Source organism: Melioribacter sp. Ez-97 (genome assembly GCF_051488665.1).
Lineage (GTDB): Bacteria > Bacteroidota > Ignavibacteria > Ignavibacteriales > Melioribacteraceae > Melioribacter.
The window spans coordinates 153,625-167,810 of record NZ_JBPSEG010000001.1; the positions used below are offsets into that span (position 1 = coordinate 153,625).

Annotated in this window: 16 protein-coding genes; all 16 read right to left on the reverse strand. The window is 41.0% G+C overall.

The window, feature by feature from the left end; all coding sequences use genetic code 11:
* Positions 1 to 41 precede the first annotated feature (41 nt).
* Positions 42 to 1,028 (reverse strand): flagellar motor switch protein FliM, encoded by a 987-nt coding sequence (fliM, locus tag ACSSWA_RS00645; RefSeq protein WP_437354670.1) that lies wholly within the window; start codon positions 1,026 to 1,028, stop codon positions 42 to 44.
* A 2-nt stretch (positions 1,029 to 1,030) separates the two neighbouring features.
* Entirely contained in the window at positions 1,031 to 1,570 is a 540-nt protein-coding gene (locus ACSSWA_RS00650) for a flagellar basal body-associated FliL family protein (RefSeq protein ID WP_422880551.1), read from the reverse strand.
* Positions 1,571 to 1,749: 179 nt separating this feature from the next.
* Positions 1,750 to 3,762, reverse strand: coding sequence for a flagellar hook protein FlgE (locus tag ACSSWA_RS00655; protein WP_437354671.1), 2,013 nt, complete (start codon positions 3,760 to 3,762; stop codon positions 1,750 to 1,752).
* 109 nt (positions 3,763 to 3,871) lie between these two features.
* Positions 3,872 to 4,264: a TIGR02530 family flagellar biosynthesis protein gene (locus ACSSWA_RS00660; RefSeq protein WP_422880553.1), complete on the reverse strand. Its 393-nt coding sequence runs from the start codon at positions 4,262 to 4,264 to the stop codon at positions 3,872 to 3,874.
* Positions 4,264 to 4,950, reverse strand: a complete 687-nt coding sequence (locus tag ACSSWA_RS00665; protein ID WP_437354672.1) for a flagellar hook assembly protein FlgD — start codon at positions 4,948 to 4,950, stop codon at positions 4,264 to 4,266. The genes ACSSWA_RS00660 and ACSSWA_RS00665 overlap by 1 nt, the downstream gene beginning before the upstream one ends.
* Before the next feature lie 10 nt (positions 4,951 to 4,960).
* Positions 4,961 to 7,096, reverse strand: a complete 2,136-nt coding sequence (locus ACSSWA_RS00670; protein WP_437354673.1) for a flagellar hook-length control protein FliK — start codon at positions 7,094 to 7,096, stop codon at positions 4,961 to 4,963.
* The gene (locus ACSSWA_RS00675) at positions 7,093 to 7,692 is read right to left on the reverse strand and encodes a magnesium transporter MgtE N-terminal domain-containing protein (RefSeq protein ID WP_437354674.1); all 600 of its coding nucleotides are present in this window, start codon (positions 7,690 to 7,692) and stop codon (positions 7,093 to 7,095) included. The genes ACSSWA_RS00670 and ACSSWA_RS00675 overlap by 4 nt, the downstream gene beginning before the upstream one ends.
* 2 nt (positions 7,693 to 7,694) lie before the next feature.
* On the reverse strand, positions 7,695 to 8,126 hold the full coding sequence (locus ACSSWA_RS00680) for a flagellar FliJ family protein (protein WP_437354675.1): 432 nt from the start codon (positions 8,124 to 8,126) through the stop codon (positions 7,695 to 7,697).
* Between the two features lie 9 nt (positions 8,127 to 8,135).
* Positions 8,136 to 9,461: a flagellar protein export ATPase FliI gene (fliI, locus tag ACSSWA_RS00685; protein WP_437354676.1), complete on the reverse strand. Its 1,326-nt coding sequence runs from the start codon at positions 9,459 to 9,461 to the stop codon at positions 8,136 to 8,138.
* A complete protein-coding gene (locus ACSSWA_RS00690; RefSeq protein ID WP_437354677.1) occupies positions 9,458 to 10,081 on the reverse strand; it encodes a FliH/SctL family protein in 624 nt (207 codons plus the stop codon). The genes fliI and ACSSWA_RS00690 overlap by 4 nt, the downstream gene beginning before the upstream one ends.
* Positions 10,074 to 11,108, reverse strand: coding sequence for a flagellar motor switch protein FliG (gene fliG, locus ACSSWA_RS00695; protein WP_437354678.1), 1,035 nt, complete (start codon positions 11,106 to 11,108; stop codon positions 10,074 to 10,076). Before fliG ends, ACSSWA_RS00690 begins: the two co-directional genes overlap by 8 nt.
* Positions 11,098 to 12,723, reverse strand: coding sequence for a flagellar basal-body MS-ring/collar protein FliF (gene fliF, locus ACSSWA_RS00700; RefSeq protein ID WP_437354679.1), 1,626 nt, complete (start codon positions 12,721 to 12,723; stop codon positions 11,098 to 11,100). Before fliF ends, fliG begins: the two co-directional genes overlap by 11 nt.
* 2 nt (positions 12,724 to 12,725) lie before the next feature.
* Positions 12,726 to 13,007 carry a flagellar hook-basal body complex protein FliE gene (gene fliE, locus ACSSWA_RS00705; RefSeq protein ID WP_437354680.1) on the reverse strand — a complete coding sequence of 94 codons (282 nt, stop codon included), beginning with the start codon at positions 13,005 to 13,007 and terminating at the stop codon, positions 12,726 to 12,728.
* Between the two features lie 2 nt (positions 13,008 to 13,009).
* Positions 13,010 to 13,246 (reverse strand): hypothetical protein, encoded by a 237-nt coding sequence (locus tag ACSSWA_RS00710; RefSeq protein ID WP_437354681.1) that lies wholly within the window; start codon positions 13,244 to 13,246, stop codon positions 13,010 to 13,012.
* A 1-nt stretch (position 13,247) separates the two neighbouring features.
* Positions 13,248 to 13,751 carry a flagellar basal body rod protein FlgC gene (gene flgC, locus ACSSWA_RS00715; protein ID WP_437354682.1) on the reverse strand — a complete coding sequence of 168 codons (504 nt, stop codon included), beginning with the start codon at positions 13,749 to 13,751 and terminating at the stop codon, positions 13,248 to 13,250.
* On the reverse strand, positions 13,748 to 14,143 hold the full coding sequence (flgB, locus tag ACSSWA_RS00720; RefSeq protein WP_437354683.1) for a flagellar basal body rod protein FlgB: 396 nt from the start codon (positions 14,141 to 14,143) through the stop codon (positions 13,748 to 13,750). The genes flgC and flgB overlap by 4 nt, the downstream gene beginning before the upstream one ends.
* Positions 14,144 to 14,186 lie beyond the last annotated feature (43 nt).

The window sequence follows — 14,186 nt, forward strand, 5'->3', positions numbered from 1 at the left end:
TTGCGTCGGGATTGTTGATATTTTCACTCATAGTTCCCTCTTTAGAGTTTTTTTTCGAATACTTTTTCAGTTATTTTTATTGCTTTGTGATTGTTCAGAACGCCGGCTCTGCCAAGGAACAACAACCGGTTGCCGGTTCTGATTTTGTGTTCTTCGTGAACTTTATTTTTCAGTTTGATAATGTCCCCCACTTCGAGCTCCATAATTTCTTTTACCGTCAGTTTGGTCGTGCCGAATTCGACGGTAATCGGAACCGCAGTTTGCGCCAGATGTTTCGATAGAACTTCTCTTGACGTTACGCCGAAATATTTAGTCGACCTGATAGACGACAGTTTTTGCGTCGTCATTTTAGCCAGAATTGCGTCGAACGCAAATGTGGCAAAACAGACGTTCATCATGTACGACTGGTCGCCCATTATTAATTCGAACGAAATAAGGAGCACGGATTCGCTTTGCGAGGTAATTTGAGCAAAATCGATATCCGGTTCGAATTTCTCGATTTCAAATTCGAGGTCGTCTATAATTTGCCACGACTTTTTAAGGTCGTACATTATACGATCTACTATAACCTGCAGCACTTTTTGTTCAATCGGAGTAATTACTTTTACCTGTTTTGTCGTTAATCCGTTGCCTCCCAACAGTTTATCCACAAACAGGAACGCCAGATCATTATTAAGTTCAAGTATGCCTTTAATGTCGGTATTCTTTATATTAAAAGTATAGAGGCAGGCCGGATTTGAAACCGAAAGTACGTATTCCGAATAATAGATTTGGTCGATTGAAGCGACGTTAATGTTAACGGCAGTTTGGAGTTTGGTAACAAGAAACGATGTAAAACTTTCGCCGAAGTTATCGCAGATACTTCGAATAATGCGGAGTTGATGCTTGGAGATGCGATTCGGAAGACGGAAGTCAAAAAGCACCGCCTCCTTTTCTTTATCGCTCTGCTCTTCGTTTTTTTGCTCCTGCCCGCTTTTTATATTATCGAGCAGTTGATCGATTTCTTGTTGTGAGAGTATCTCTGCCATAATTATTGTAAAATATATTTACTGAAATAAATGTTATTGATTTTAATATCGGGCATCAATTGCTTGATCTGGTCGGATATTTGGATTTTTAATGAATCCCGGTAAAGAGCGTTGCTCAATTGAGTCATATCCTTGCTGCCCATAACCGAAATAATCGCGTCTTTTACCAATACTTCCTTTTCTTCGAGTTCCTTTTTATTTTGTTCGGTTGCGATATCGAACCCGATCGAAGCAAGCAAAAGGCGTTTGCCGTCCGTGCCGGCGGGGTTGATTATGAGGTCGTCTACAACATAAATGAATTTTCCGAATTCCACGCCTTCGCTTTCGGAGGCTGAAGAATCGCCCGATTGAGCGTGTTCTTCGGTTGGGAGTGCATAGTGGGATTGGATTTTGGGCAGCAAAATATTAGCGGTTATAAAATAAACCGCTACAAGTTGAACAATGAAAAGCGGCAATCCTATAACAAGGATTTTTGAACTGGAACCTTTTTGGGTTCCGGAAGTTTCAGACTGTTCTAAGATATTTTCGTTTTCCTGTGCCATAGTGACTAATAGTTTTCAATTAATATGCCACTCGTTAAAGCCTTAAAATTCATTACTAATCAAAAATTAAGAACAACGAAGTGGCTAATATTAGTCACCTGCACATTCTGCTACATCACGGAAATTTTTTAACGAAAAAAGACGGGATTGCCGTATTTAACGGCAATCCCTGAGACCTATTATCTGATAAGATTCGTGATTTCCTGGAGAAGATTATCGGCAGTGGTAATAACACGGGCATTTGCCTGGAAGCCGCGCTGCGAGATTATCATTTTTGTAAATTCTTCCGACAGATCGACGTTAGATTGTTCGAGAGCGCCGGACTGAATTGTAGTAACGGAATTTTCTCCGGGAGTGTCAATACGCGGGTCGCCGCTGTTAGCAGCCACATTGTACATATTATCTCCAACGCTCACAAGTGCGTTTAGATTCTTGAACGTAGCCACCATTATCTGAGCTAATGTTCTCGAATTTCCGTTGGAGAAAATACCGATAATATTTCCGTACTGGTCGATGTTGAGATTCGATAATGCAGCCGAAGCGGATCCGTTTTGCGAAAGAGCTGCAATTTGCGATGTAAGGTTAGTTTGAGTAACGCCTGCGGTGCCGCTTCCGAAGTCAATGTCGATAATCTGAGCTTCAGCGCCGCTTGCCGGCGTAAACGTTACTTTTGGAATCGGAGGAGACGACGTAACCTGGCTGCCGGCTTGCCAAACGCTCTGAATCTGCCCGTTCGGATCGAAATAAATTTCTCCGTAGGCATTAGGACTCAAAGAACCGCTGGTCGAGGGAAGAGAAACGCTCCAGCTCCAACGGTTATTATCAACGTGCTCGAATTTAACCGACAATGTATGCGGATTACCCAAAGAATCGAAAATTGTAACTGCGCCGAGAACGGGTTCGGGTACTTCCGCTTTGTCTATCCTGGTTACTACATTGCTGTCGGCTATTAAATTGCTTAAAGAAGAAAAGTTCAGTTTATAATCAATTTTTTCAGTTGCATCCTGGATAATTATTTGGTCGTTAGTACACACTCCTGTTAATGCATCGAAGGTAAGCGACTGATTGCCTGTAATCGGGGTTCCGAGAGGATTTCCCGCATCATCTCTTATTTCATAGTAATATGTCCAGTTGCCGCTTGTATCTTGTTCATACCGGTTCCATAACTGGTATTCTTTTCCGTCTTTATTATATATTTTGTTGATGTTAAACGATGAGGAAGATAAAGATATTTCATCGATGATAGTAGGACTGGCGCCCAAAGTTAACTCTGACATGTCTATGATAAAATTAAGGTCGGCGCCGTCAGTAATACTAACCACATCTGCGCCATCAAAATTCACTTGCGTCGGACCCTGTTCTGAGCCTCCATCAATTTTATAATACAATTGCCCATTTGAATCGTCATATTCAAATCGATAATCAAAGGTATATGAATTATTCTGGTTGTCATAAACTGTTTTTTGTTGAAAATCCGTGTTATCAGGCCCGGGATAGAGAGTAGAACTGCTATCAATATTCCCTTTTAATTTTAGTGTAGTTGTAGGTGTCGTTGTTGCTGGAACTGGGAAATATTGCGTGCCAGAAGGGGTTTCTTTTTTAAGGTTGCCTACTAATTCTACAATGTCTGTCCTTATGGTAGTAGAACTGCTTTGCAAGTTACCGCCCCAAGAAACTTCAGTTGTTTTTACAGCGGGAAGTCGCAGATTTTTGTCAATCACTATATCCTGCAATGTTGTGCCGGCGGGTATTTCTCCCAAGCCGTTGGCAATCTTGCCCTGAACTACGGCTCCGTTTTGAGGATTGACCAGTTTACCGTCGGCGTCGAAAATAAACGCTCCGGCTCTGGAATAAAATTGCTGCCCATTGCTTTTCAGGATAAATAGCCCTTGTCCCTGGAGAGCAAGGTCGGTCGTAATTCCCGTTCTTTCGAATGTGCCTTGATTCCAATTACGGTCGATCGAATTGATTTTCATGCCGAGACCGATCTGGAACGAATTCGTGCCGCCTGAAGTGCTGGTTGGATTAGTACCTGATTTAACAAATTGATTGAAAGTATCGCTGAATGTAACGCGCGAGCCTTTAAAGCCGATTGTGTTAACATTCGAGATATTATTACCGATTACATCCATCATCGATTGGTGATTGCGCAGACCGGAAACGCCTGCAAAGAGAGAATTAAGAAGTGCCATTTTAACCTCCTTGGACTTTTATAATTAATTATTTTTCAGTTGACCCGGCTTCAGTCAGTCCGCCGGATCCGGAGCGTCCTCGGAAGGTCCCGCTCCGAAATATTATTTTTTAAGCAAAAACTACGCTGTCGATATTCGTAAATACATTTTCTTCAGCGTTTTCGACCTCGATTGCCGTAACAACAGTACGGTTCGGAATATTTACAATAAAAGCCGCTTTGCGCTCGTTTGACGATAAGTCCATCAAAATTAACGAATCGCGGGCGCCTTTCGACTCTGCTTTTTCAACCGCATTCTGAATTTTTGTTAAATCTTCCTCGCCCAACTGTATATTCCTCGATTCGAGGCGCTTCAGGGCGTGATTGGAAAATTTAACCTTTTCGAGTTCCTGCTGAAAAATCGAATCGAACGAGGCTTTAACAGGATCACGGCTGTTCCTGACCGCAGTGTTGTTCCCGACTATCGGAACAAAAGGAACAGAAACACCGTTAATTTCTGCCATTAACTATCACCTCCTTTTTTGTTTATTATTTCGAGAATATCTCCTGCCGAATATTCCACTCCGTTAATTATTAATAATGTGCCTGATTCAGTATATTTTACTCCGTCTATCGGACCGGATTTATACTGGGTTACTTCTACTTCTTCGTTATTGTAATTGTATGCGTTCACTTCAAAAGTATAATCTCCGTCAGTTACCCGGTTGCCGTTGCCGTCTATAAAATCCCAGTCGACATAATTACTGCCTTTTTTATTCGGAGCTTCAATTGTTTTAACGAGCGTACCGTATTGGTTATAAATATTAATTTTTACCGATTTTACCCCGTCCGGAATATCGTATCCTAATGTGACCGAATCCTGACCTGCGACTTTAATCGAATCCCCTCCTATTTTTACTTCCTTCCCGATTAAATTTGCCAGCATTGTATTGTTTATCGACTGAGTCAACAAATAATTTGCGTCTACGCTCTGTTTCAGGTAATCGTTAAGATTTGTAATTTGCTCTAGCGAGCTGAACTGCGCCAATTGCGATGCATATTCGGTGCCGTCCATGGGATTAAGCGGGTCCTGATTTTTTAATTGAGCAATCATAAGTTTTAAAAAATCGTCCTTGCCCAGTGCGCTTTTATTTGCCGATACATTGGCGTTTGTATTAACGCTTCCGCTTGAATTCACATCTGTTACCATTTTCTTTCTCCTATACTAAAAAATCGTATGTGTTGTAACCCATCATCTTCTTTACTTCGGGAACGTCTTCGGTTTTAACGTCTGCAATCTTCCCATGGAATTTTCTTTTTGGATTAACGTATTTTGTATTTTTTTGCTCGTTATTATTCAATCCGACATTAATGCTGTTTACCTGTACGCCGTTATTCTGCAGATTGTTTTTCAACTGATCGAGATTCGACTGCACAAATTGCTTAATCTGTTCGTTTTCGACTTCGATATGAGCGTGTAATTTATTATTTACGTAGTCGATTGATACGGTTAATTTCCCGAGCGATTCGGGTTCGAGTTTGAAACTCAGATGCTGTTTTGTGCCGTCGACGCTTTTTACTATTTCCGAAATAACTTCCGCGGCTTTAACGGTTTTGAAAGCTTCTTTCAAATTTTCGTTTTTGACGCTGCCGTTTTCAATCTTCGGTTGATTGTCGCCTGCGTTAACTCTTTCGACCTGGTTATCGGCTTTATGAATCAAATTGTCGTGCTGCTTATTCAATTCTTTAGCGAATTGATCGTTCAGCGGTTGCTTTCTGTCGGTTTCTTTTTGTTCTTTTACCGCGGTTTCTTTTGTTTCGACATTTTGTTCTTTTTGTCGATCGAATTCTTTTTCGTCCTTGCTTAAATTAGTCTCCTTTTTCACTGCATTCGCTTCGTCTGCGTTAATGTTTGAAGAAGAATTCGATACCGTCTTCGTTTCTATTTTGTTTTCATGTCCGATTTTTACTTGAGGCGACGCCTCCGGCTTATCGATTTGAATTTTTTGTTCAACAGGCTTATCAGGGTTTTCAGAGTTAATCCAGGACTCCGTTTTATTCGATTCGACTTTTATTTCCGGAATATTTTTCTTAACCCCGTCGTTATCAGTCAAGATTTCTTTTACATTTTCGGATAATTTTATTTTTGCGGTCGATTCTTTTTTGACGACAGGCGGATTAAATTCGGCAATTGTTCTGTTTTCTTCCGAAGTTATGATTTTTGAATAGACTTTGCCGGTCGAATCGATTTTCCTTTCTTTCGAATTGAGAACTTCCTGGATTTTATGAAATTCTTCTTTTGTCAATTCCGTATCGAGGTCTTTCAGATTCAGTTTTGAAAGGTCAATTCCCCGGATTTCATTTTTTTGCGTTGCCGGCTGGCTGTCGTTTTTTACTACCGGTTTAATTTCACCGGCTATTTTATCAGAGTTTTTATCAGTATGAGGAGTTTGATCAATAATATCCGGACTCTCATTTAAGGATGCATTTTTATTCGCTAATAATTCGGGATTATCAATTTGCGGCTGTCTTATTTGTCCTGTTTTAATGTCGAATATTTTTTGATCGCCTTTATGAATGTGTACGATTTCAATTTTATAAAATTCCGTGTCGGCTTTTTCAAGTTCGCTGAAGCCCGGAATATTCAGCAACAGATTCTGAGACAGCGCCGGCTTCTCATCATCTTTTTCCCTATTGTCGGTTCCGCTAATCTTGTTTTCTTCATTCCCGGCTTTATTATCTTTTTCGTTTAATTGACTTATGGCAACAGTCAATTTTTCTCCGTTTGTCGTAAAATTGAATTTAATCGCCTCTTTATTCGACATAACGGAGAACAACTTTTTGATGTCGAGCAGCTGCCTGTCCGGATCGTCGCTTGCCTGAAGCGTATTCTTGAAATCATTCAGATAGAACAGAGAGCTTCCCGAGGCGGTGTTCGGTTGAGCGGATTCCGATTCGGAAATAATATTATTTATGCTTCCCAAAAAGGCGAGAAGATTATCCGGAGTAAGTACAAAAACTTTGGAAGATATCTTTGCGTCTTCAATGTTGACCGTGTTTGAGTTTGAAACGACGGATAATTCTTCGAGATTATTAAGACTGTTCTGGAAGCCGTCGATAACTTTGGTGTCGGTTTTTGTAACAATAAAATCTTTCAATCCTTCCAGGTTCACGAGCAGATCGTCGCCCAATTTGGAATTTGCTACGTTTAGTTCTTCTTCATAAACTTTTATGATATCCGCAAACAGATAATTTTTGGTTCCCTGACCTTCGGCAGCTTTGCCGTTTTGCCGGAGAGCTCCGAGTCCGAGACCGCTTAAATTATTATCTATAAATAACGGATTGAAGTTCATCATTGTAAACTTATTATTCTGTTTGCGATTTCAGGTTTTAATTCTGCTATTATTTCTGCTGCTTTTTTCTTTTTCATAGAAAATATTATGTCTCTCGCTATATTATCGGAATAATTCTGAATTATTTTAGCGGCTTTTTTTGTATCCATCGCTTCGTATAGTTTTACCGTATTTTTAATCCACTCGCGATACTTTTGTTCTTCTTCCGGAGGGGTTGTATTTTCCTGATTATCCGCTTCTTTTTGACTTTCTAAAAGTTTTTCCTTTTCGTTTTGCAATCTGCGTATTTCCGCCAGCAGCGTGTTAATGCTGTCAATCAACGAAGAAGAATCTTTAAGACTGACGGTCATCGTATCGTACGCGCCGTTATCGGAGAAATCATAAGGCTTTTTTACTTCCTTTTTATCACTCTGTCTGTTAAATTTTTCTTTATTCTTTGCCCCGGCATTTTGAGCCATTTTTGCCTTTTGAGCCTCGATTTCCGATACCGGAGTAAAGTCGAAATCGAATATATTTCTGTATGCGGTAGCGCCGTATATCATTACTACGGTAACCACAATAAACGCCAGTATAAATGATATTATTACTTTTCCGTTCACTTTTATTTCCTGTTAAAATTATTTATCGCAATTTCGTCCAGATATTTCAGTTCTTTTCTGTTTGATTCGATTATAAATTCCTCGTACTTCTTTTCTTTCAATTTTTCGAGTATTCTTCTTTCCTTCGTTCTTTCTTTTAATTCTTCTTGTTTCATTTTTTTCTTATTAATTAAATCGACAATTTTACGTTCGGCTTCTTCGATTTGTTTTTCAATCAGATTGCAATGAGCTTTAACGCTTTTATATTCGAGAGCCTTTATTTTACCTTTCGAAGCCGCGTCGTTCAAATCTTTTAATCTTTTCATCAAACTTTTTTTCAATTCTTCGGCTTTATTAATTTCAAAATCAATTTCTGCTATTTCTTTTAAAACTTTTTTTTCAAGAATATTTTTAATTCGTAAAATCGACTCGAATTTGTATTTGAAATCAGACATTCAGCTTTCCTAATTATAATCGATCAATTGGCGTAATTTTTCAATAGTATCCGGATAATTTGCTTTTTCGAAAATTCCTTGTTTCAGGAAGCCGTTTAGCGCATCTATTTTGCTAATTGCAAGGTCAATTTTAGGATTGCTTCCTTTTGCGTAAGCCCCGATATTAATCAGGTCTTCCGCTTCTCGATAAGTTGCAAGAAGTTCGTTAAAAGACATAACTTTTTTATAATGCTCCGAATCGATAATATCCGGCATAACCCTGCTAACGCTCTGGAGAGTATCGATTGCAGGATAATGTCCTTTGTTTGCTAGTTTTCTGGATAATACGATATGTCCGTCGAGTATCGACCGGACGGCGTCGGCAATCGGTTCGACCATATCGTCGCCGTCTACCAGCACGGTATAAATTCCCGTAATCGACCCTTTTTCCGAATTGCCCGCTCTTTCGAGCAGTTTAGGCAATAATGCAAATACGGACGGAGTATATCCTTTTGTTGTCGGAGGTTCGCCGATTGTCAGTCCTACTTCCCTTTGAGCCATAGCAAAACGAGTTACGGAATCCATCATCAGCATTACGTTGAGTCCCTGGTCTCTGAAATACTCTGCGATAGTAGTTCCAACGTAAGCGCCTTTCATCCTGATCAAAGGCGATTTATCGCTTGTTGCCACAACTACAACTGAGCGTTTCAATCCTTCTTCGCCCAGGTCTCTTTCGATAAACTCTCTTACTTCCCTGCCCCGTTCGCCGATTAATGTAATTACGTTAATATCCGCGCTCGTATTCCTGGCGATCATACCGAGAGTAACGCTTTTGCCTACGCCGCTGCCGGCAAAAATTCCCATTCTTTGTCCTTTGCCGATTGTCAACAAACCGTCGATAGCCCGTATTCCGGTTTGTAAAGGAGTGGTAATTCTTTTACGCGCAAGGGGATTAGGAGCTTCCCTGTGAGCTTCGCGAAAGGCGGCGTAGTTTATTTCGCCTTTGCCGTCGATCGGATTTCCCAGTCCGTCTATTACCCTGCCAAGCAGTTCCGGACCGACTCCCACATAAAAACCTCTGCCTGTAGCTTTTATTTCGCAGGCGGGCGAAATTGCATGAACTTCGCCCAATGCTATCGACAATACTTTTCCTTCCTTGAATCCGACTACTTCCGATTTGCATATTTCATTGCCGTCTTTATCGACTATGCTGCATACTTCTCCCATGACGGCATTAGGACCGACGGAAACGATAATTAAACCGACCACATCCACAACCCTTCCGTTGACCTTCAGCGGGTCGGTTTTCTCAATTACGCGACGGTAATCTTCAACTATGTGTTCCAGTTCGATCATTGATTTTTCTTATTAATCGATTCTTCCAGTTTCAATCTGATTTCCTCGAGCTGACTCGAAATTCGCGCGTCCACATTTCCTATTTCAGTTTCCACCAGGCAGCCGCCTTTTTCGATTCTGTCGTCCGCTTCGAATTTTATTTTATTAAACGAGCTGTTGTTCAGCAAATTTTTACTGAACTCATTGAGTTCATCCATATCCGAAGGATTAAGTTTAATAATGACTTCGTTGGCGCCGATAATTTTGGAGATAGCTTCTTTGAGATTTTCATTTATCAACGATTCGGCTTCAACTTCGCGTCGAACTATCTTTCGCGCAATTTCGACCGCAGTATTTACCACCAGCAATTCGAATGCGGTTTCATATTCTTCCATTTTTTGTTCGTATGCCGTAAGCACATGGTAAATTTCTTCGTACTTTTGAAAAAGTTTTTCTGAATAATCTTTTTCTATTTCCATGCGAGCTTTTTTACGTCCTTCTTCAAAGCCTTTGTTATAAGCTTCTTCGATCTTTTGCTGCCCCGTTTCGAATGTATTTACTTCTTCTACAACGTGAGTTTTTGAAGAAACTTTAACTGTCGGTTTGGCTTTGCCCGCATTAATTTTAAGGACGTTAGACATAAACTTCCTCCGGACCGCCTCTCATATTCAAGGATATTTCACCGGCTTCTTCGAGATTCTTTATGATATCGATAATTCTGCCCTGGGCGGTTTCGACTTCTTTCAGTTTAACTTTGCCCATATATTGGAGTTCTTCTCTCAGCAGGTCTGCAGCGCGTTCGGACATGTTTCTGAATATTTTTTCTTTCAGCCGTTCGTCGGCAATTTTAAGCGACAGAGCCAGGTCTTTACGATCGACCTCGCGCAATATCTTCTGCAGGTCTTTATCCGATATATTGATTATTTCGTCGAAGATGAACATCAGTCTTTTTACTTCATAAGCGGTTTCCGGGTCGATTTCCTCCATTTTATTGAGTATATCCTTGGTAAGAGTGACGTTCAATCTGTTTAAAATGCCCGCCAAACATTTGGCGCCGCCAAGTTTTCCGACCGACTGACTCATCGATAGTCCCGCAATTTCATCTACTACGTGTTCTATCTGTTTGAGCGTTTGCGGAGCAATTTTACCAAGCGTGGCTATTCGATGTGCTACGTCGATTCTCAGATCTTCGGGCAATTCTTTCAAAGCTGCGGCAGTTTGATCGGGGCTTAACTGCGAAAGGATAAGAGCCATAGTCTGAGGATGTTCTTTGCTCAGGAAGTTGATAAGTTGCGTAGGCTCTGCTTTTTTGAGTACGTCGAACCCTTTTAATGTTGTAAGCCTTTTGACTTTTTCGATAATTTCAACCGCTTTAGGGGCGCCGAAAGTTTTTTCGAGCACTGCCTGGGCATAGTCCAATCCGCCTTCGAGAACATATTCTCGAGCGGTAACCATGCCGTAGAATTCTTCTATAACTTTATCCGCCACCTTCGACGGTATGTTTTTAACTCTCGTAATTTCGGCGGATATTACTTCTATATCGTTCGGATCGAGATGTTTCAAGACCGCCGACGCGGCTTCCACGTTCAACGCCACCATCAGCATGGCGGCTTTTTGAACGCCGCTTACGTCTTCAAGCAATACTTCCTGTTGTTTCTCAGATTTCATCTTCGTGCATCCACGCGTTTATTAATTTTGCCGCTTCACTCGGATTTTTGGTTACGTAATTAATGATTTTTTCCTGCTGCGTTTTTTTGGCTACGGCTTCGTCCGATATTTCGTCTTCGATATCGTTTATCTGCAGCATTGGTCTTTTGCGCGGTTGAGCTAATTGATTCATCATGCCCGACGCCGCGCTCGATTGAGACAACGCCCCGGCGCTTCCTCCGCTGAGCGCAAGCGAATCTGCAGCCGCGGCGGTATTTACCGTGCCGATTATAATTTTTTCGTTTTTCAGTTTCTTCATTAAGCTCTTCAATACAAAGATAGCTGAGATGATGGCAAAGAGCATTATCAATACGTTCATCCATTCGTCGGCATTCGGTATTCCGCCAAGAGCTCCTTTTTCTTCCGGAACTTCTTCAATTTGTTTTACTTCGAAAGGAATGCTTACGAGCGAAAATTGGTCGTTGCGCTGCGGATCGATTCCCACTGCGTTCCTTACAAGTTCTTCCAGCTTCTTCAACTGTTCCTGGGACCGGGGCTCGTAAACAATCTCTTTCTTGCCTTCGTTTTCAATTTCTTTCGGAATGTCGTTGACTACGGCTGCGACGCTCAGGCGTATTATATTGCCGCTACCTTCGACTACTTTTTGAATTGTTTTACTTATTTCATAGTTAGTAAGCGAGTTCTCGCTCGATTGAACCGTCGTGTCTTTCAACGAGCTTCCGGCGTTATTCGATTTGATTGTTTGTTCGCTTATGGCAACTTGTGATTCCGGGTCGTACTGCTCCATTGTTTTTTCAACCTGGTCAAAGTTAAGGTCGGCGTTAACTTTGACAACCGAGTTTCCGTATCCCAAAATATTGTCGAGCAGCGACTGGGCTTTTTTGGCAAGATAATTTTCTACGGACTGCTTAACTTCATATTGTTTAGTTGAAGCAAATGCAAGAGGACCTTCTTCCGAGTCGTTCGAAAGGATTCTTCCTTTTGTATCGATTATCGACACTCTGCTCGGCGGCATTCCCTCAACGCTGCTCGATACCAGATTAACAATCGAAGCGATATTTTCTTTGCCGATAAAGTTGCTGTTGCGCAGCTTTAGCACTACGGAAGCAGAGGGCAGTTTTTCCTCTTCTTTGAAAATTGTTTTTTGAGGAATTACAATGTGAACCCTCGCTCCTTCGACTCCGTCAATTTGAGTGATTGTTCTTGCCAGCTCCCCTTCCAGGGCTCTCTTGTAATTTAATTTCTGCATAAATTCCGACATGCCCATTGTCGACTTATCGAAGATCTCATAGCCGATAACGCCGGAACTCGGAATGCCTCTTCCCGCAAGCGCCAGACGCGTCTCATATACTTTTTCCCTGGCAATTTTAATCGTTTGCCCGTTGTCGTCGATTTTATATTGAATCTTCTGGCTGTTTAAGTATTCTACTACCTTTGAGGCGTCTTCGGCAGATAATCCCGTATAAAGAGTCGTATAGTTCGGCTCGTTCAGGAAAAATAGCATGACGACAAGAAGCACAACCGTGGAAAGGACTCCGCCGGCAAGCATGAACTTCTGCTTCGGATTCAGCTTATTAATTATGCCAAATAAAGCTTGTAACGGACTTGAATTCATAATTATATCGGTATTTTAGTTAGTTCTTTGTACATGTCGATAGTTTTGTTTCTGATTTCCATCAACAAATCGAGACTCGTTTTAGCTTTTTCGCCGGCGATCATAACTTCGTGAAGTTCAACCCCGTTGCCGGCTACGAAATCTTCAATTGCTTTAGCCGACTCGTTCTGCGCCTGGTTTACGCTTTTGAGAAGCTCGGCAAAAACATTGCCAGTCTCGACCTGCTTTTTTTGTTCCTGATTGATGGCGTTGGCAATAAAGCCGCTTAAACCGTCAATTTTCATGATCAACCTCTCTTATCAAATAATGACCCGACAGTAACTCCGCTAACTTTACCTTTGGCATTGTAGAATTCGTATTTGAGAATTTCATCGGTTTTTTCGGGATAAAGATTAGCGAAGAATTTCTTTTCAGCATTTGTAATTTCAGGCTTTTTATCCGCCTGCGCCGCTTTTTGTATTTGTTGATTCTGATTAATGCGATTGAGAGAATAATTACCGAATGAATTTGTGGTAATCTTCATATTATATCTCCAGTGAATCTTTTATCATTTGTTTTGACGAATTTAAAGCCGTGAGATTGGCTTCGTAAGCTCTTGTTGCCGCAATCATATCTACCATTTCGTTGATGATATTTACATTCGACATTTGTACGTATCCGTTTTCGTCTGCATCCGGATTATCGGGCATATAAACCAGGTCTCCGGGCTTTGGGTCTTCAGCCACATTAATTTCAATATCGTCCTTTACGGGCGGTAATCCGACTCTGTTTACGTCGTTTTTAACAAAATGATTCGGATTGGTGGCATTCAGCCTTATCAATTCGCCTTCTTCCAATTTCAATCTGGAGGCAAAACTGTTTTGTTCCTGGCGCACCTGCAAATATTGGCGTTGATACGGTTGACCGTCCACGCTTCGCACCGTATCGGCATTTGCAATGTTCTGCGAAATGAGCTCCATTTTCTTACGCTGGATACTCATGCCGCGAGCGCTAATACCAAGACCGAACATACTGCCGGATAATTTCAAAATCTTCCTCCTCCGTTTATTACTTTTTGAATCATTTTGTAGTATTCGCCCACTTTTTTAGAAGCGAATTTGAACCTGAGTGTATTTTCAGCCAATTCAGCCATTTCCTGTTCTATATTGACATTATTTATGCCCGAAAGACTTTCCGAAGAATCGTCGATTACTACTCTGAATCGATTTTGCCTTTCCAGCGGATCGTTTATCATTCGTAAATGTTTGGATTCGGTTGTTCTTAAGAGGGAATTGGAATTTTCTTCCAGGAGGTTTTTAAATTCAACGTCTTCCCGTTTGTAATTTTCGGTATGAATGTTAGCTATATTATTAGCTATTACCTTATTCTTTACAACGCAGTAGTCTAAAAGATTTTCGAGAAGTTTTATTGAATTTCCCATTTCCTCTTATCTTGGATATTTTTAAATAAAACTATCCAAAACA